Raw genomic sequence first — 16,993 nt, 5'->3', positions numbered from 1 at the left:
ATGTGCTTCATCCGCGTTTTTCGGCCTGCATGGCGCTTAAACTGGCCGGCTTCCCTGCCATCAACCGTCGACAGCCGCAGCCGATACCGTGGTCTGTTGTGCGCCGTTAGAGATCGACGTGGATACACCCCAACTGGACGAAGCCAGCCAACCGCTGGCTCAGGCCTGGCAGCAGTGTCTGCTGCTGGCCGGCCCCGCCGCCGCCGCGCTGCTGCATGCCGTGGCCGCCGATGCACCGCCGACGCTGGCGCAGCGCTTCTACGAAGTGCTGCTGCAGGACACGCGTGCGCGCCGCTTCCTGTCCCACGAACAGGTCAAGCAGCGCCTGCAACCGGCGATGCAGCGTTGGCTGGCCCAGCTGCTGACCACCGATGCGGATGGCATTGCCGCGACCGTCGCCGCACAACGGGTGATCGGCGATGTGCACGCGCGGGTCGGCATTCCGGTGGACCTGGTGGCCCGCGGTGCGCGCGTACTCAAGCACGAGCTGTTCATCCGCCTGCGCGCCGATGCCGCTGACAACGACACCGCCTTCGCCGCCATCGATTGCCTCAGCGCGATCATGGACATCGCCATGGAAGGCATGACGCTGGCCTATACGCACGCCCGTGAGCGCTCTTCGCGCACCGATGCGGCGTACCGGCTGTTCTCGCTGGTGCAGAACGTCAGCACCGAGCGCGAGCGCCAGCGCGCCCTGCTGCTGGATTGGGAAAACAGCCTGCTGTACACCCTCGCCGGCCATGCGACCGGTGCCGACAACGCCAGTCTGGCGAGCTCGGAATTCGGCCTGTGGTTCACCCACAAGGGCATTCCCAGCTTCGGCGAAAGCAGCGAGACGCAGCAGGTGGGCCAGCTGATGGCACGCATCGACGGCCACCTGCAGCGCGCCACGGATGAAGATCCGGCACGGCGGCTGACCGCCCTGCCGATGATCCGCGAAGACCTGGCCACCATCCGCAACCTGATGACCCTGCTGTTCGAACGCATCGGTGAACTGGATGCGGGCAGCGATGCGTTGACCAACCTGCTCAACCGGCGCTTCCTGCCGACCGTGCTGCGCCGTGAGATCGAGTTGTCCACGCGCAACCACACGCCGTTCTCGCTGCTGTTGCTGGACCTGGACCATTTCAAGGCGATCAACGATGGTCACGGTCATGACGCCGGCGACCGTGCGCTGCAGCACGTTGCCGCCCTGCTCGGCCAGCAGACCCGTGGCAGCGACTACCTGTTCCGCTACGGCGGCGAGGAGTTCGTGGTGGTGCTGGTGGCGGCAAGCGAGTCGCAGGCGGAGGTGATCGCCGAAAGCCTGCGCCGGCAGATCGCGCAGTCGCCGATCACCCTGCCCGATGGACAGACGCTGGCGCTGACCGCGAGCATCGGCGTGGCCGGACACGATGGTCATCCCGATTACGAGCGGCTGATGGCGCGCGCCGACGCGGCGATGTATGCCGCCAAGCGACAGGGCCGCAACCGGGTGGTGGTGGCCGACGACGCACTGCCGGAAGCTCCGGGACGACGCGCGTTGCAACGTTGAGCCTGCAGCGCGCGTGACGTGGCGCCGGGCGGTCTCGACGCTACGCAGCGTCCTTGCGCGGTATGCGCCACGTCGCCCACCACGTCAGTGCCAGCAGCGCGATGCCCGCGCCCAGCGCGCACACCGCCGGCCACCCATGGCGCGCCTGCGTCCAGGTGCCCGCTGCAGCCCCCACACCGCTGCCCACGGCATAGAACAGCATGTACAGCGCCACCAGGCGTCCATGCTGTTCGGCCGGTGCACGCAGCAGCAGGGCCTGGTTGGACACATGCAACGCCTGCCCGCCCAGATCCAGCACCACTACTCCCAGCAGCAACAGGGCCAGCGAGTACGGCAGGCCAAGCAACGGCACCCAGGCGACCAGCATCAGCAGCAGCGCCCCAAGGCTCACCCGGTGGGCAAGGCCACGATCCATCCAATGCCCGACCCGCGCTGCCAGCAGTGCGCCGATGATGCCGGCCAGGCCCAGCGCGCCGATGGCGGCGGTCGACCAGTTCAACGGCGGCGCCGACAACGGCAGTGGCACCGCGGCCCAGAACACGTTGAGACCGGCAAACAGGAACAATGCCAGCGGCCCGCGTTCGCGCAGCGCGCGATCCTGCCGCAGCATATCGGCCATCGAACGCAGCAGGTTGCGCCACGACGGCGGCATTGCGGGCACCGGCACGTGCGGCAGACGCCGCCACAGCAGCAGTGCCAGCGCCGCCATCAGCAATGCCGACAGCAGGTACACCGCGCGCCATCCCGCTACGGCGGCTACCGCACCTGAGACCACGCGTGCCGACAGGAGGCCGATGAACACGCCGCCCTGGACCATGCCGACCACCCGCCCGCGTTGCTCCGGTGCAGCGAGGTTGGCGGCGTAGGCGATCAGCCCCTGGGTGAGCGCGGTACCCAGCAGACCCGCCAGCAGCATGCCCGACAGCAACCACGCGGTGCTGCGGGCGGCGGCCAGCCATAGCAGCGCCACCACCAGCGCCAGCAGTTGCACCCGCAGCAGCCGACGGCGGTCGCCACGGTCGGCCAACGGCAGCAGCCCGAGCAGGGCCAGCACGCTGCCGGCCTGGGTGGCAGCCAGCACTGCACCGGCCACGGCGGCATCCAGGGCGAAATCGTGGGCCAGGCGCTCCAGCAGCGGCTGCGCGAAATAGACATTGGCCACGCTGGCACCGGCAGCAATGGCGAGCAGGCCCAACACGGGGCGGGACAGCGAAGGCATCATCAGTTTGGTTGCATTTTGAAACCAGGTGCACGGTAGCGCCACTGGTTTTAAACTGCAACCACAATCGAGGGAGTCCGCTATGCACGCCAACAGCCCCTGCCCCGTGGCCCGCAGCGCCGATCTGCTCGGCGACCGCTGGGCGTTGCTGGTCATCCGCGATGCCTTCGATGGCGTCAGTCGCTTTGGCGATTTCCAGCGCAGCCTGGGCGCGGCGCGCAACATCCTCAGCGACCGCCTGCGGCGCCTGGTCGAGGCGGGGCTGCTGGTGCAGCAGCCCGCCGCCGATGGCAGCGCCTACCACGACTATGTGCTGACCGCGGCCGGCCAGGACCTGTTCCCGCTGCTGGTGGCCCTGCGCCAATGGGGAGAACGGCATTGCTTCGCTGCTGGCGAAGCACACTCGCAACTGATCGAATCCAGCAGTCGCCGGCCACTGCCCTACATGCAACCCCATGGCCGTGACGGCCAGCCCGTGCGCGCCGCCGATACCCGCGTGCGCAAGCTCAAGGGGGAAGGCGGCCGGGCCTGATCCGCCCGTTCGCGCACACCGGTGGCGTCCGTGGGCGGTTAGCATCGCTCGTCTCCTGCCGCTGGATGCCGCCGATGCCGAACCACGCCCGAACCCTGTCGATCCTGCTGCCACTGGTCCTGCTGCTGGCCGCACCACCGGTCTCTGCCCGCGACGTGGCAGCACCTGCAGAGCACGTGGACAGCGACGGCCCTTACCTGTTCCGTGAGGGCGCGCAGCTGAAAGCGCAGTGGATCTGCCAGGACCAGGTGGAAACCCACAGCGTGCAGGCCGGCACCGATGGCACGGAGGTTGCCGCGCGCTGCGGCTACCCGCATGCGGTGCATGTGCTGCCGCCGAACGCGCCGTCGGCATCGGTACTGCCGGCCGTGCCGCGCATCGTCGCCGTGTCCGACATCCACGGCCAGTACGCGCTACTGGTCCGCCTGCTGCGCGCCAACCGGGTGATCGACACGCAGGACCGCTGGGCACTGGGCACGGATACGCTGGTGATCGCCGGCGACGTGTTCGATCGCGGCCCGCAGGTGACCGAAGCGTTCTGGCTGCTGTATGGCCTGCAGCAGCAGGCCGCCGCCGCCGGTGGCGCGGTGCATTTCGTGCTCGGCAACCACGAGACCATGGTGCTGTACGACGACCTGCGGTACGTCAACCCGAAGTACCTGCGCAGCGCGCAGCTGCTCGGTCGCAGCTACCCGCAGCTGTATGCTGCCGACTCGGTGATCGGCCAGTGGCTGCGCACGCGGCCGGTGCTGCTGCAGATCGGCGATACCCTGTTCCTGCATGGCGGCATCTCGCCCGACGCGGTGCAGATGGCAGTGGACCCGGCCCGCACCAATGCCGCCTACCAGGCCTCGCTGGGCATTCCCAAGGCCGAGGTGAAGGCGGACCCCGCCACCGCACCGTTGTACGACGGCAAGACCAGCCCGATCTGGTACCGCGGCTACTTCGACGGGCGCCTGGACAGCCAGGGCGTGCAGGCGGTGCTCGACCGTCTCCAGCTCAAGCGCATCGTGGTCGGCCACACCTCGATGCCGCACGTCAGCAGCTTCCACGACGGCCGCGTGATTGCCATCGACAGCAGCATCAAGAATGGCGAGAACGGCGAACTGCTGTTCATCGAGGACGGCAAGCTCAGCCGTGGCCTGCTGGACGGAACGCGGGTGCCGCTGGCCAAGGGCGAGCCCGGCCTGCAGGACTGAACGAAGGGCCAGCGCCGGGTGCGCCCAGGCCGCCCACGCCTGCCACCTCCCCCCCGTTTGCCGCTACCCTCGGCAGCCGAGAGGCCCGCCCTGTCCAGCGGGCGGCCCATCCGCCCCCAGGAGCCCCGCGCATGCGCGTACTCATCGCAGAAGACGACCCGGACATCGCCTCTGGCCTGTGCGCCTCGATGCGCCGGCAGGGGCACGTGGTCGACCACGTGGACAACGGCGCGCATGCCGATGCAGCCCTGAACTCCACCCAGTACGCGCTGCTGGTGCTGGACCTGGGCCTGCCGCAGCTGGACGGCCGCGATGTGCTGCAGCGGTTGCGCCAGCGCGGCGATGGCCTGGCCGTGCTGGTGGTCACCGCACGCGATGGCCTGGCCGAGCGCGTGCGGGTGCTCGACCTGGGAGCCGACGACTACCTGGTCAAGCCCTTCGCCCTGGACGAATTCGAAGCACGCGTGCGCGCGCAGCTGCGCCGGGTCACCAGCAACGGCAACCCCGACCTGCGCATCGGCCGGCTGCGCCTGGACCTGACCGGTCACCGTGTGTGGATAGACGAGCAGACGCTGGAACTGACCGCGCGCGAGTTCGGCCTGCTGTCCGCCCTGGCGGTGCGTGCCGAGCGCATCGTCTCGCGCGCGCAGCTGGTGGAGGCCCTGTGCGACTGGGGCCAGGACCTGACCGACAATGGCCTGGACATCGCCCTGCACCGCCTGCGCCGCAAGCTGCAGCCGGGCGGCATGGGCATCCGCACGGTGCGCGGGCTGGGCTACATGCTGGAAGACGCCAGCGCGTGATCAGCGGACCGCCCAGCCTGCGCCGGCGCCTGCTCGCCTTCCTGGCGCTGCCGATGCTGGGTCTGCTGACCTTCAATACGCTGCTGGCCTACTACATCGCGCTGCACTACTCCAACCGCATCCACGACCGCAACCTGACCGATGACACTGTGTCGTTCGCACAGATGCTCAGCACGATGCCGGTCAGCAGCGACCTGTCCCCGCAGGCACGTTTTCTCATCGAGTACGACCCTGACGGTCACCGCTACTTCAACGTCGACAGCAGCCGCTTGGGCACCATTGCCGGCAACGCCGATTTCAGTGCCTATGCGCCCTCGCAGGACTGCAGCGGCACGCACCCGGCGCTGTACGAAGGCGAGTTGAACGGCCAGCAGGTGCGCATGTCGACGGTCTGCACCCAGGCGATGAACGATCCGCAGGACCAGCTGGCGGTGACCGTGGCCGAAAGCATGGCCGACCGTCGCCAGCGTGCGCGCGAAATCCTGATGATCGTCATTCCGCTGATGGCCATGCTGGCGCTGGGAATGGCCGCGCTGGTCTGGTTCGGCGTCACCCACGGCCTGCGTATCCTGACCCCGTTGACCTCGCGCTTGGCCCAGCGCCGCGGCGAGCTGGCACCGATTTCCGATGCCGACGTGCCCGAGGAAATCCAGCCCTTGATCAGCACCATCGATGGCCTGTTCGCGCGGCAGGCGGAAATGATCACGCTGCAGAACCGCTTCATTGCCGATGCCGCCCACCAGTTGCGCTCGCCGCTGGCGGGCATGGCACTGCACGTGGACCAGGCACTGGCGCACGGCGATCCAGAGACCGTGCGCGAAGCGCTGCAGAACATCCGCCGGCTCAACCAGCGCACTGCACGCGTCAGCACCCAGCTGCTGGCGTTGAGCCGGGCACAGACCGTGCCGGAGACGGTGGAGGCGCTGGATGTATCCGAGCTGGTGCCGCAATGGGTGGGCATGCGCGTGCCCGAAGCGATCCGCGATGGCATCGACCTGGGCTACCTGGGTCCGCAGCAGCCGGTACGGATACTGGGCAACGGCGCACTGCTGCACGAGGCGCTGGACAATCTGATCGACAACGCCCTGCGCTACGCCGGCGCGGATGCGACCGTCACCGTCGGTGTGCAGGCCCTGGACGACAACGATGTCGAGCTGTACGTCGAAGACAACGGCCCGGGCGTGCCCGAGGACGTGATGTCGCGGCTGGGGGAACGCTTCTTCCGCGCGCCCGGCACTGCCGCCAGCGGTACCGGCCTGGGCCTGGCCATCGCCCATGAGGCCGTCGAACACCTGGGCGGACGCCTGGGCTACCTCAACCGCCCCGGCGGTGGCCTGAAGGTGTCCATCACCATACCGTTGCTGAAGGGCCCTTGATCCAGACGGACCGTTGAAAGGTTGCCGAAAATCGCGCTTGCGATGCTGACCTTCCCGACTGCCGCGCTGGAGCCGACTGGTGCCTGCATCCCATGAGTTCTTTCTTCCCGGTGGCCCGCAGGGTGTCCTGCTGATCCATGGCCTGACCGGCACGCCCGCCGAAATGCGCATGCTGGGCAAAGGGCTGAACAACGCGGGCTTCAGCGTGCATGGCGTGCAGTTGCCGGGTCACTGCGGCAGCGTCGAAGACCTGCTGCAGACCCGTTGGGAACAGTGGTACCAGGGCGTGGAAGATGCGGCGGCGGACCTGCGTGGCAAGGTCGACCAGCTGTTCGTCGGCGGCCTGTCGATGGGGGCGGTGCTGGCGCTGGCGCTGGCCGCGCGGCGGCCGGACTGGGTCTCCGGCGTGGGGGTGTACGGCGCCACCTTCCGCTACGACGGCTGGAACATTCCGGCGGTCGCACGCTTCTCGTTCCTGTTGCCGTGGTTCAAGCGCCTGGGCATCGGCCGCGACCGCATGTTCATGGAAGAGCCGCCGTACGGCCTGCGCGACGAGCGCCTGCGTGCGCAGGTCAGCGCCGCCATGCTCTCTGGTGACAGTGCCGCTGCCGGCCTGCCAGGCAACCCGTGGCATGCATTGGCCGAAATGCGTGCACTGAGCGCCTGGACACGGCGTCACCTGCACCAGGTCACGGCACCCTGCCTGGTGATGCATGCCCGCGAGGACGACGTGGCCAGCATGGGCAATGCCGAACTGGTGATCTCGCGCGTCAGCGGACCGACCGAACTGATGGTACTGGAAGACAGCTACCACATGATCACCATCGATCGCGAACGCCGCGAGGTGATCCGCCGCAGCGCGCGCTTCTTCAGCGACATCGGTGAACGTGCGGGCGTGCTGCAGGCGGTCGCCTGAGATGGGATCGCTTGCCACCCTGCTGTGGCTGGTCAACGTGGTGCTCGACACCGGCGGCCAGTTGGCCTTCAAGGCGGCCGCCAGCGAGCCGCAGGATGGCGAAGGCCTGCAGCGCTGGAAACACATGTTCGGCCGTCCCTGGCTGTGGCTGGGCATCGCCTGCTATGTGCTTGAATTCGTCGCCTGGATTGCCTTCCTGTCGCTGGTGCCGTTGTCGCAGGGCGTGCTGCTCGGCTCGATCAACATCGTCGCGCTGATGGTGGCCGGCCGCATCCTGTTCCGCGAGCGGCTGACGCCGTTGCGGGTGACCGGCATGCTGCTGGTCAGCGCCGGCGTTGCCGTGGTCGGAGCCGGAACATGAGGCGGCTGTACCTGGTCGGCTTCCCGCTGCTGATGGCCTTCGACACCCTGGCCCAGCTGTGCTTCAAGTACGCCGGCGACGCCGCGCTGCCGGTCGAAGCCAACAGCGCATGGCTGCTGCGCGTGCTGTCACAGCCTTGGGTATACGGCGCGATGCTCGGTTACGTCGGCGCGTTCTTCACCTGGATGAGCCTGCTGCGGCACGCGCCGATCGGCCCTGCGTTCGCGGCCTCGCATTTGGAAGTGATCAGCGTGCTGTTGCTGTCGGCGTGGCTGCTGCACGAACCGTTGACGCTGCATCACCTGATCGGTGCGGTGCTGATCGTGGCCGGCATCATCTGCCTGGGCCGGGCCGAGGCGGATGATCCACAAGCTGTTATCGAAGCGGTCCCGTGAGCCTGCTGTCGCGCGAGTTGCCTCCCACCGCTGGCCTGCCCCTGCAGGCCAGCGATTTCCTTCCCGGCGGCGGCGACCTGTGCACGATTCTCGCCGAGCAGCTGGGCACGCCGCCGCTGCAGCTGACCTGCTCGGGCACCCATGCCCTGCTGATTGCCCTGCGCACCCTGCGCAGGCGCGCGCCGCAGCGCGATACGGTGATCCTGCCGGCCTATACCTGTCCGCTGGTAGCGATTGCCGTGCACAGCCTCGGCCTGCGCATACACCTGTGCGATGCCCGCCGCGATCATTTCGATTTCGACCCGGTGGCGCTGCACGCCGCAGCCGATGCACGCACCCTGGCGATCATCCCCACGCACCTGGGCGGGCGCGTCGCCGACGTCGATCGCGCATGTGCCATTGCGCACCGCGTCGGTGCCTGGGTGATCGAGGACGCTGCACAGGCACTGGGTGCACGCGTGGCCGGCAACAGCGTCGGCCTGCGCGGAGATATCGGCTTCTTCAGCATGGCCGCCGGCAAGGGCCTGAGCCTGCATGAGGGCGGCCTGCTGCTGACGCGTGATGAAGAACTGCGTGCGGCATTGATCGAGCAGGCCGCACGACACACGCCCTTCAACCCGCGCTGGGAGCTGACCCGCAGCCTGCAGCTGCTGGGCCTGGCGGCCTGCTACCGCCCTACCCTGATGTCGCTGGTGTATGGAAATCCGCTGCGGCGTGCCCTGCGCCGCGGCGACCTGGAAGCTGCGGTGGGTGATGTGTTTCCGTTGGCCATTCCGCAGCATCGCGTCAGCCGCTGGCGGCAGAGCGTCGGTGCACGCGCAGCACAGCGCCTGCCCGATTTCCTGCAGGCGGTCCGTCTGCGTGCGCTGCAGCTGCGCGTGCAGCTGGAGTCGCTACCCGCCGTTGAGGTGGTGGACGGAATGCCAGGCACCCAGGGCACCTGGCCGATGCTGATGCTGCTGCTGCCCAGCGAACGCGCACGTGACAAAGCGCTGTCCGCGCTGTGGCAGCGCGGCCTGGGTGTCAGCCGCATGTTCATCCACGCCCTGCCGGACTATGCCTATCTGCGAGGCGTCGTCGCAGACGCGGACGTACCCAATGCCCGCGACTTCGCCGCCCGCTCCCTGACCGTGGGCAACAGCCCCTGGCTGACCCACGAAGACAGCTGCGAGATCGTGAAGGTACTGGCTGGCCAGTAGAGGCTGAAGCCGGGCAAAGACTGCCTCGCGCTCACTGGCTGAACGCTTCCCGAGTGCCTCCGTACGGGCTTTCAGGTGGAAAGGAACGAGAAAGACGGCCTGCCTACATTGGCCCCGTCGCCGGCATCGTGCCAAGGCCTCTCTTCATCGACGGAGCTGCCCATGCAATGGAGCATCCTGTGTGACTTCGATGGCACCATCAGCCTCGAGGACGTCATCGATTCGCTGCTGGAAAACTTCGGCCAGCCCGGTTGGCAGCAGCTGGAAGACCAGTGGCGCTTGGGCGAGATCGGTTCGCGTGAATGCATGCAGGGCCAGGTCCGCCTGCTGAAGCTGGATCCGGCCACCCTCGATGCACACCTGGACCAGGTACGGATCGATCCGGGCTTCGCCGCTTTCGTCAAACGCGCGCAGGCGTTGGGCCTGCCACTGCGCATCGTCAGCGACGGCCTGGACTACGCAATCCATCGCATCCTCGCCAACCACGGCCTGCCGCCGCTGCCTGTGGTGGCCAACCACCTGCGCTGGTGTAACGACCATTGGCAGCTTGAATCTCCGTACCAGGCCGAAGGCTGCCGCAGCGGCACCTGCAAGTGCACCTGCGCGGCGCAGGCGCGTGCTGACGAAGCTCCCCGCGTGCTGATGATCGGTGATGGCGCCTCGGATTTCTGCGTGTCCGAACACGCCGATTTCGTATTCGCCAAGCGCCGCCTGATTGCCCATTGCACCGACGCCGGCATTCCCCACGCCGCCATCGACACCTTCCACGACGCTACTGCGCTGCTGCCGCGCCTGCTCGACGGCAGTCTGCTTCAGCCCTCGCTTCCGCGGCTGCTCGCCACCGTCTGATCGCTCCGCCCGTTGCTTCCTTTGAATGCCCTCTCCGGAACCGAACCGATGAATATTTTTGACAAGAACGCCGATGCCGCCATCACCGATGCGCAGCTGCTGGCAGATGAAGCCCGCTACAGCTCCTTCGGCGACACCGTGCACTACGTTGATCCGCCGAAGATCTTCCAGCGCTGCGAAGGCAGCTACATGTTCGATGCCGCCGGCACCCCGTACCTCGATCTGCAGATGTGGTACTCGGCCTGCAACTTCGGTTACGCCAACCAGCGCCTGAACAATGCGCTGAAGGACCAGATCGAGACCCTGCCGCAGGTCGCCAGCCAGTACCTGCACCCCACCCGCGTGCAGCTGGCCAGGACCATCGCGGTGGACATGCACGAGAAGTTCGGCCTCGACGGCCGCGTGCACTTCAACGTGGGTGGTGCGCAGGCGGTGGAGGATTCGCTGAAGATCGTCCGCAACGCGCGCAACGGCAAGAGCCTGATGTTCGCCTTCGAAGGCGGCTACCACGGCCGCACCCTCGGCGCCTCGTCGATCACCTCCAGCTACCGCTACCGCCGCCGCTATGGCCATTTCGGCGAACGCGCAATGTTCATCCCGTTCCCGTATCCGTTCCGTCGCCCGAAGGGCATGACCCCGGACGAGTACTCCGACCACTGCGTGCACCAGTTCGAGCGCCTGTTCGAAAGCGAGTACAACGGCGTGTGGGATCCCAAGGTCGGCCAGGCCGAGTACGCCGCGTTCTACGTCGAGCCTATCCAGGGCACCGGCGGCTACGTCATTCCGCCGCGCAATTTTTTCAAGGGCCTCAAGCGCGTGCTGGACAAGTACGGCATCCTGATGGTCGTCGACGAGATCCAGATGGGCTTCTGGCGCACCGGCAAGCTGTGGTCCATCGAGCACTTCGGCGTCACCCCCGACGTGCTGGTGTTCGGCAAGGCGCTGACCAACGGCCTCAACCCGTTGTCGGGCCTGTGGGCGCGCGAAGAGTTGATCAACCCGACCGTGTTCCCGCCGGGCTCCACCCACTCCACCTTCAACTCCAATCCGCTGGGCACGCGCCTGGGCCTGGAGGTGCTGAAGCTGGGCAAGGAGATGGACTACGAGCGCACCGTGCCGGAGAAGGGGGCCTACTTCCTCGACGGCCTGCGCGGTCTGCAGAAGCGCCATCCGGAAATCGGCGATGTCGATGGCCTCGGCCTGGCACTGCGTGCGGAAATCTGCGCCGCCGATGGCTTCACCCCGAACCGTGAACTGCTGGACCGCATGGTCGACATCGGCCTGGCCGGCGACCTGCTGCACGACGGCAAGCGCATGGGCCTCGTGCTCGATGTGGGTGGCTGGTACAAGAACGTGATCACCTTCGCGCCCTCGTTGAACATCAGCTACGAAGAGATCGACCTGGCGATTACCCTGCTGGACCAGCTGCTGACCAAGGCCAAGGGCTGAGCGGAATGCGCTGCCGGTTCCCGTGCCCCGCATGGACATGATCCCGCGTGTATCCAGCACCGCGCTGGAACCGGCCGCGCTGCTGGAGGGCTTCCTGGCCCACCCGCCCCTGGGGTTCGATGCCAGCCGCCTGCCCAGCGGCCTGCCCAGTTTCCGTGCGCCATTGGATCTGACCACAACCCTGGACGATGCGCTGCGCTCGCGCCTGCTGGGGCTGCCGCTGTCGCGCCTGTGGCGGCCGTGGCTGACCTGGCAGACGCGGTTCATCGGTGCCACCAGCACCGAGTACACGCCGCTGCCGGGGCATGTTTCTGCGGCAGCACTGGCCGACGACGTGCTGCGCCATGGCGTCGGTGACAGCCGGCTGCTGGTGGTCAAGGATCTGGCGATCGATTCGCCCTTGCTGGACGATGCCGCCAACGCACACAGCCACGCCTTCCTGCAGGCGCTGGAAGCACGCGGTTTCGTCCCGCTGGAAGGCATGCCGCTGGCATGGGTGGCGATCGATTTCGATTGCATCGACACCTATCTGGCACGCCTGTCCGCAGCGCGTCGCAAGAACATCCGGCGCAAACTGCGCTCACGCAGCAACCTGCAGATCGACTGCATCGCCACCGGTGACCCTGCCCTTGCCGAACCGCGGCTGCAGGCCGAACTGTTTGCGCTGTACCTGCAGGTGTATGCACAGAGCGCCGTGCATTTCGACCGGCTCGACCTTCCCTTCTTCCAGCACCTGCTGGCAGACACGCAGGGTCAGGGACGTCTGTTCCTTTACCGCCACAACGGCGAGCTGATCGGCTGGAACCTGTGCTACGTGCACGCCGGCAAGCTGGTGGACAAGTACATCGGCCTGTCCTACCCGCAGTCGCGCGACCACAACCTGTACTCGGTCAGCTGGATGCACAACCTGGAATACGCGTTGCAGCACGGCCTCACCCACTACGTTGCCGGCTGGACCGATTCACGCATCAAGGCCGAACTGGGTGCCCGCTTCACCTCCACCGCACACGCGGTGCATGCGCGTTCGCCGCTGCTGCGCGCCGTCCTGCGCAGGCTGGCCCCGCACCTGCAGGCTGAACCGGATGGAGGAGGCTGACCGATGCACCTGCGTCCGCCGCTGATCCTCGACCTCGACGGAGGCGTCCTGCCACTGCCGCAGGCACGCACGCTTGCGCTGCAGCACTGGCATGACCCGCTGCGCTTTGCCTGCCGCAACGCCACGCTGTCACGCTTCGCCACTGAAGTTCTTCGGCCGCTGCCGGCACAGCTCGGCACGGTCATGCTCGGCAGCGGCGACTTCCACCATCTCAGCCTGCCGCTGCTGCAGCACCTGCACACGCGTGCCCCGTTCCAGCTGGTGGTGCTGGATAACCATCCGGACAACATGCGCTTTCCCTTCGGCATGCACTGCGGTTCCTGGGTCAATGCTGCCGCCGCATTGCCGCAGGTATCGCATGTGCATGTGCTGGGCATCACCTCCGCCGATATCGGCCTGGGCCATGCGTGGGAGAACCACTGCCGGCCGCTGCTGGGGCGGCGGCTGACCTACTGGTGCATGGATGTGGATGTGGGCTGGGCCAGCCGCATGGGCATGGCAGATGCCTTCCGCCGCTTCGACCATCCCGAGGCCCTGGTCGCCGCGTTCGCCGCCGAACAGGCACAGGCCCCTCAGCCAACCTACCTGTCGATCGACAAGGACGTGTTCGCTGAAGATGTCGCGCGCAGCAACTGGGACCAGGGCCGCTTCCAGCTTGAACACGCGCTGATGGTGATCGAGGCCCTGCGCACCGGTGGACTGGCGGGCAGCGACATCACCGGCGAGGTGTCACTTGCCAACTACCAGAGCCGTTTCAAGCGCTGGTTGTCATCGCTGGATGGGCAGCCCGACGTCAGCGCCGATGATCTTCCGGCATGGCAGCAGCAGCACCAGCAGGTGAACCGCGAACTGTTGGCGGCGATGGCCGCCGTTCCGATGGCCTGCTGAGCGGGGGTAGTGCCGGCCGCTGGCCGGCAATGCCAACCAAGTTTGGCAACTACCGGACCCGGCCAGCGGCCGGCACTACACTGGACGTCTGCCCCCGGAGCCGCCGCCATGCCCCAGACCGTCATCCCGCAGCTGCGCATGCGCCATGCCGATACCAGCCTGCCCTTCTACGTGCAGGGCCTGGGCTTCCTCGTCGACTGGGAGCACCGCTTCGAACCCGGCTTCCCGCTGTTCGCCCAGCTCACCCGCGAAGGCCAGACGATCTTCCTGACCGAACACACCGGCGACTGCGAGGTGGGCGGTGCGGTGTATTTCATCGTCACCGACGTCGATGGCCTGCACCGCGCGTTCAGCGCTGCGGGAGTACCCATCGAGCAGCCGCCACACGATACCGACTGGGGAAGCCGCGAGATGCTGATCATCGACCCGGACGGCAACCGCCTGCGCTTCGCCACCGACGCTGGCTGAATGCCACGCGCTTGAGCGGGAATATACGTTTCGTATACGCTTCATATATTCCCAATCGAGAACGTCCATGGGCATCGTCAACATCGATGACACCCTGCACGACCAGCTGCGCCGTGCCTGCACCGTCTCCAACCGCTCGATCAACGCCCAGGCCACGTTCTGGATCCGGGTCGGCATGCTGTGCGAGATGAACCCGACCCTGAGCTTCCAGGACGTCGTCGCCAGTGAACTGCGCGCCGCCGGTGTGCAGCCGCAGCTGCTTGCCCCCGCGCGGACCTGAGCCGATGGCCATGATCAAGCGCCCCGACGAGATCGACCGCCTGGCCGAGTCCGGACGACTGCTGGCGCAGGTCTTCGCCATGCTCGACGCGCTGCCGCTGCAGGGCCGCAGCACGCTGGAGATCAACGACATCGTCGAGCGGATGATCGTCGACGAGCTGCAGGCACGGCCCGCCAGCAAGGGGCAGTACGGGTTCCCGTACGTGCTCAACGCCTCGATCGACAACGTCATCTGCCACGGCATGCCGTCGGCCGATGACGTGCTGCGCAATGGCCAGATCGTCAACCTCGACATCACGCTGGAGAAGAACGGCTACATTGCCGATTCCAGCACCACGTATGTTGTGGGTGATGCCGACTACGCCGCACGCAAGCTGGTGCAGACCAGCTACCAGGCGATGTGGAAAGGCATCGCCGCCGTGCGGCCCGGCGCGCGCCTGGGCGATATCGGCCACGCCATCGCCCGCCACGCCCGCAGCCACGGCTACAGCGTGGTCAAGGAGTACTGCGGCCACGGTATCGGCCAGGAGATGCACGAGGAACCGCAGATCCTGCATTACGGCCATGCCGGCACCGGCATGGAGCTGCAGGAAGGCATGGTGTTCACCATCGAGCCGATGCTCAACCAGGGCAAGCCTGCCATCCGCCAGCAGCCGAACGAATGGCCGGTGTATACCCGCGACGGCAAGCTGTCGGCGCAGTTCGAGCACACCGTGGCCGTGACCGGCAGCGGCGTGCGCGTGCTGACCCTGCGCCCTGGTGAAACCCCGTTGTGCGCGGTGGATGCGGCCTAGAGCGGGCGCAGCAGCAACAGCAGCGCAAGGCACAGCATGAAGGCCGCCACGCCTGCATCCAGCAACCGCCATGCTGCCGCGTTGCGGAACACCGGCTGCAGCAACCGTGCGCCGAACCCCAGCCCGCAGAACCAGAGCACGCTGGCCACGCAGGCGCCCGCTGCGAACACCCAACGCAGGTCACCCGGGTAGCGCGTGGACAGGCTGCCCAGCAGCACCATCGTATCCAGGTACACGTGCGGGTTGAGCAGGGTGAACGCCAGGCAGGCCAGCAGTACCTGCCGCCGGCTGCCACCACTGGCATCGGCCGCGGCCAGCGCGCTGCCACCGCGCCACGCGCGCAGCCCGGCCTGCAGCCCATAGCACAGCAGGAAGGCGGCCCCGCCGAAGCGCAGCACCTGCAGCAGCAACGGCCACTGCAGCACCAGCGCCCCCATGCCGCCCACCCCGGCCAGGATCAGCGCGATGTCCGCGCCCATGCAGGCCAGTACCACCATGCCCACGTAGCGGCGCTGCAGCCCCTGGCGCAGCACGAAGGCGTTCTGCGCACCGATGGCGATGATCAGACCGGCACCCGCAAACAGGCCGGCCAGGGCCGCAGCAATCCACATCCGACGCTCTCCACCTTGAAAAGAGGCGCAGGGTGCGACCAACGGGCTCGTTAAGGCCAGCTGGTTTTTCTTTATCCTGTGCAGAAAAACTGAAGAGGCACCGAGTGGACCTGGTACATCCGCAGTTGAGCGCCTTCACCGCCGTGCTCGAAGAAGGCAGCTTCGAGGCCGCCGCACGCCGCCTGTCGATCAGCCCGTCGGCGTTGTCGCAACGGATCAAGGCGCTTGAGGACCGGCTGGGCCAGGTGCTGGTGGTGCGCCAGGCCCCGTGCCGGCCTACCGCTGCCGGCGAAGTGCTGCTGCGGCGGGTGCGGCCGATGCAGGCACTGCAGGCCGAAGCGCTTGCCGAACTGCTGCCGGAACGCGGCAGCGATGCCACCCGCACGCCGATTCCGCTGGCGGTCAACGACGATTCGCTGGACACCTGGTTCGTCGCCGCCATCGCCGAGCTGCACCAGCGCCACGGCTACCTGTTCGACCTGCGCATGGACGACCAGGACCACACCCTGGAACTGCTGCGCACCGGCAGCGTGCTTGGCGCGGTCACCGCCGAGCGCAGGCCGCTGAAGGGCTGCAACGTGCATCCGCTGGGCGCGATGCGCTACCGCGCCATCGCCTCACCGGCATTTGCGCGCCGCCACTTCAGCGCGGGCATGCAGGCCGAAGCATTGGCCTCGGCGCCGATGATCGTGTTCAACCGCAAGGATGAACTGCAATGGCGTTTCCTGCGCAGGCTCACCCGCGCGCGAATCCAGCCGCCCGTACACTACCTGCCCTCCTCCACCGGCTTCGTCGATGCTGCCGCGCGTGGGCTGGGCTGGTGCCTGGCACCGGAGGCCCTGGTCACGCCAGCGGCAGAGGCCGGACAGATAGTGGTGCTGGAACCGCGTCGCTGGCTCGACGTACCCTTGTTCTGGCAGCATGCCGCCGTGCGTTCGAGCACGTTGCAGCACATCACCCAGGCGCTGCGTACCGCCGCGGGCAATACCCTACGTTGAAAAGAGCATGATCCAGACCACCGCAGA

At 67.4% G+C, this 16,993-nt stretch carries 19 protein-coding genes; 17 read left to right on the top strand and 2 right to left on the bottom strand.

Translation table 11 applies throughout. The annotated features are described in order from the left end of the window. Positions 1–118: 118 nt before the first annotated feature. Complete coding sequence (locus D0Y85_RS06170) at positions 119–1,534, top strand: GGDEF domain-containing protein (protein ID WP_117309855.1); 1,416 nt, start codon at positions 119–121, stop codon at positions 1,532–1,534. A 40-nt stretch (positions 1,535–1,574) separates the two neighbouring features. On the opposite strand, the gene D0Y85_RS06165 is transcribed toward D0Y85_RS06170, so the two are convergent. Beyond that, a complete protein-coding gene (locus tag D0Y85_RS06165) occupies positions 1,575–2,756 on the bottom strand; it encodes an MFS transporter (protein WP_117309854.1) in 1,182 nt (393 codons plus the stop codon). A gap of 79 nt (positions 2,757–2,835) precedes the next feature. On the opposite strand from D0Y85_RS06165, the gene D0Y85_RS06160 reads away from it, so the two are divergent. The 15 genes from D0Y85_RS06160 (at position 2,836) to map (ending at position 15,357) form a co-directional block, all read left to right on the top strand. Further along, positions 2,836–3,285 (top strand): helix-turn-helix domain-containing protein, encoded by a 450-nt coding sequence (locus D0Y85_RS06160; protein ID WP_032976028.1) that lies wholly within the window; start codon positions 2,836–2,838, stop codon positions 3,283–3,285. Positions 3,286–3,359: 74 nt separating this feature from the next. Continuing rightward, positions 3,360–4,484 (top strand): metallophosphoesterase, encoded by a 1,125-nt coding sequence (locus D0Y85_RS06155; RefSeq protein WP_117309853.1) that lies wholly within the window; start codon positions 3,360–3,362, stop codon positions 4,482–4,484. Between the two features lie 131 nt (positions 4,485–4,615). Beyond that, a complete protein-coding gene (locus D0Y85_RS06150; RefSeq protein ID WP_025873777.1) occupies positions 4,616–5,287 on the top strand; it encodes a response regulator in 672 nt (223 codons plus the stop codon). After that, entirely contained in the window at positions 5,284–6,663 is a 1,380-nt protein-coding gene (locus D0Y85_RS06145) for an ATP-binding protein (protein ID WP_117309852.1), read from the top strand. Before D0Y85_RS06150 ends, D0Y85_RS06145 begins: the two co-directional genes overlap by 4 nt. A 79-nt stretch (positions 6,664–6,742) precedes the next feature. Beyond that, the gene (locus tag D0Y85_RS06140) at positions 6,743–7,579 is read left to right on the top strand and encodes an alpha/beta fold hydrolase (protein ID WP_117309851.1); all 837 of its coding nucleotides are present in this window, start codon (positions 6,743–6,745) and stop codon (positions 7,577–7,579) included. A gap of 1 nt (position 7,580) precedes the next feature. Next, positions 7,581–7,940, top strand: coding sequence for an EamA family transporter (locus D0Y85_RS06135; protein ID WP_117309850.1), 360 nt, complete (start codon positions 7,581–7,583; stop codon positions 7,938–7,940). Beyond that, a complete protein-coding gene (locus D0Y85_RS06130) occupies positions 7,937–8,335 on the top strand; it encodes a DMT family transporter (RefSeq protein WP_117309849.1) in 399 nt (132 codons plus the stop codon). The genes D0Y85_RS06135 and D0Y85_RS06130 overlap by 4 nt, the downstream gene beginning before the upstream one ends. Then, positions 8,332–9,534 (top strand): DegT/DnrJ/EryC1/StrS family aminotransferase, encoded by a 1,203-nt coding sequence (locus D0Y85_RS06125; RefSeq protein WP_117309848.1) that lies wholly within the window; start codon positions 8,332–8,334, stop codon positions 9,532–9,534. The genes D0Y85_RS06130 and D0Y85_RS06125 overlap by 4 nt, the downstream gene beginning before the upstream one ends. Before the next feature lie 162 nt (positions 9,535–9,696). Beyond that, positions 9,697–10,383, top strand: a complete 687-nt coding sequence (locus tag D0Y85_RS06120; RefSeq protein ID WP_117309847.1) for an MtnX-like HAD-IB family phosphatase — start codon at positions 9,697–9,699, stop codon at positions 10,381–10,383. Between the two features lie 48 nt (positions 10,384–10,431). Further along, a complete protein-coding gene (locus D0Y85_RS06115) occupies positions 10,432–11,832 on the top strand; it encodes an aminotransferase class III-fold pyridoxal phosphate-dependent enzyme (protein WP_117309846.1) in 1,401 nt (466 codons plus the stop codon). Between the two features lie 31 nt (positions 11,833–11,863). Beyond that, complete coding sequence (locus D0Y85_RS06110; protein WP_117309845.1) at positions 11,864–12,928, top strand: GNAT family N-acetyltransferase; 1,065 nt, start codon at positions 11,864–11,866, stop codon at positions 12,926–12,928. 3 nt (positions 12,929–12,931) lie between these two features. Next, on the top strand, positions 12,932–13,816 hold the full coding sequence (locus tag D0Y85_RS06105; RefSeq protein WP_117309844.1) for an arginase family protein: 885 nt from the start codon (positions 12,932–12,934) through the stop codon (positions 13,814–13,816). Positions 13,817–13,924: 108 nt separating this feature from the next. Then, positions 13,925–14,284 carry a VOC family protein gene (locus tag D0Y85_RS06100; protein WP_117309843.1) on the top strand — a complete coding sequence of 120 codons (360 nt, stop codon included), beginning with the start codon at positions 13,925–13,927 and terminating at the stop codon, positions 14,282–14,284. A gap of 67 nt (positions 14,285–14,351) precedes the next feature. Beyond that, the gene (locus D0Y85_RS06095) at positions 14,352–14,564 is read left to right on the top strand and encodes a ParD-like family protein (protein WP_117309842.1); all 213 of its coding nucleotides are present in this window, start codon (positions 14,352–14,354) and stop codon (positions 14,562–14,564) included. A gap of 10 nt (positions 14,565–14,574) precedes the next feature. After that, a complete protein-coding gene (map, locus tag D0Y85_RS06090) occupies positions 14,575–15,357 on the top strand; it encodes a type I methionyl aminopeptidase (RefSeq protein WP_193600383.1) in 783 nt (260 codons plus the stop codon). On the opposite strand, the gene D0Y85_RS06085 is transcribed toward map, so the two are convergent. Then, positions 15,354–15,968, bottom strand: coding sequence for a LysE/ArgO family amino acid transporter (locus D0Y85_RS06085; protein WP_025873790.1), 615 nt, complete (start codon positions 15,966–15,968; stop codon positions 15,354–15,356). The genes map and D0Y85_RS06085 overlap by 4 nt on opposite strands. Before the next feature lie 104 nt (positions 15,969–16,072). Here D0Y85_RS06085 and D0Y85_RS06080 point away from each other — a divergent pair, with 104 nt between their 5' ends. Next, positions 16,073–16,966 (top strand): LysR family transcriptional regulator ArgP, encoded by an 894-nt coding sequence (locus tag D0Y85_RS06080; RefSeq protein ID WP_117309840.1) that lies wholly within the window; start codon positions 16,073–16,075, stop codon positions 16,964–16,966. Positions 16,967–16,993: the final 27 nt, after the last annotated feature.

The organism is Stenotrophomonas sp. G4, assembly GCF_003428825.1.
GTDB classification, from domain to species: domain Bacteria; phylum Pseudomonadota; class Gammaproteobacteria; order Xanthomonadales; family Xanthomonadaceae; genus Stenotrophomonas; species Stenotrophomonas indicatrix.
This window is presented reverse-complemented; position numbering and strand designations above follow the sequence as displayed.

Coding starts and splice junctions, on each gene's coding strand:
- D0Y85_RS06165 (WP_117309854.1), bottom strand. CDS start 2,756: ATGATGCCTTCGCTGTCCCGCCCCGTGTTGGGCCTGCTCGCCATTGCT.
- D0Y85_RS06160 (WP_032976028.1), top strand. CDS start 2,836: ATGCACGCCAACAGCCCCTGCCCCGTGGCCCGCAGCGCCGATCTGCTC.
- D0Y85_RS06155 (WP_117309853.1), top strand. CDS start 3,360: ATGCCGAACCACGCCCGAACCCTGTCGATCCTGCTGCCACTGGTCCTG.
- D0Y85_RS06150 (WP_025873777.1), top strand. CDS start 4,616: ATGCGCGTACTCATCGCAGAAGACGACCCGGACATCGCCTCTGGCCTG.
- D0Y85_RS06135 (WP_117309850.1), top strand. CDS start 7,581: ATGGGATCGCTTGCCACCCTGCTGTGGCTGGTCAACGTGGTGCTCGAC.
- D0Y85_RS06130 (WP_117309849.1), top strand. CDS start 7,937: ATGAGGCGGCTGTACCTGGTCGGCTTCCCGCTGCTGATGGCCTTCGAC.
- D0Y85_RS06120 (WP_117309847.1), top strand. CDS start 9,697: ATGCAATGGAGCATCCTGTGTGACTTCGATGGCACCATCAGCCTCGAG.
- D0Y85_RS06115 (WP_117309846.1), top strand. CDS start 10,432: ATGAATATTTTTGACAAGAACGCCGATGCCGCCATCACCGATGCGCAG.
- D0Y85_RS06110 (WP_117309845.1), top strand. CDS start 11,864: ATGGACATGATCCCGCGTGTATCCAGCACCGCGCTGGAACCGGCCGCG.
- D0Y85_RS06105 (WP_117309844.1), top strand. CDS start 12,932: ATGCACCTGCGTCCGCCGCTGATCCTCGACCTCGACGGAGGCGTCCTG.
- D0Y85_RS06100 (WP_117309843.1), top strand. CDS start 13,925: ATGCCCCAGACCGTCATCCCGCAGCTGCGCATGCGCCATGCCGATACC.
- D0Y85_RS06095 (WP_117309842.1), top strand. CDS start 14,352: ATGGGCATCGTCAACATCGATGACACCCTGCACGACCAGCTGCGCCGT.
- map (WP_193600383.1), top strand. CDS start 14,575: ATGATCAAGCGCCCCGACGAGATCGACCGCCTGGCCGAGTCCGGACGA.
- D0Y85_RS06085 (WP_025873790.1), bottom strand. CDS start 15,968: ATGTGGATTGCTGCGGCCCTGGCCGGCCTGTTTGCGGGTGCCGGTCTG.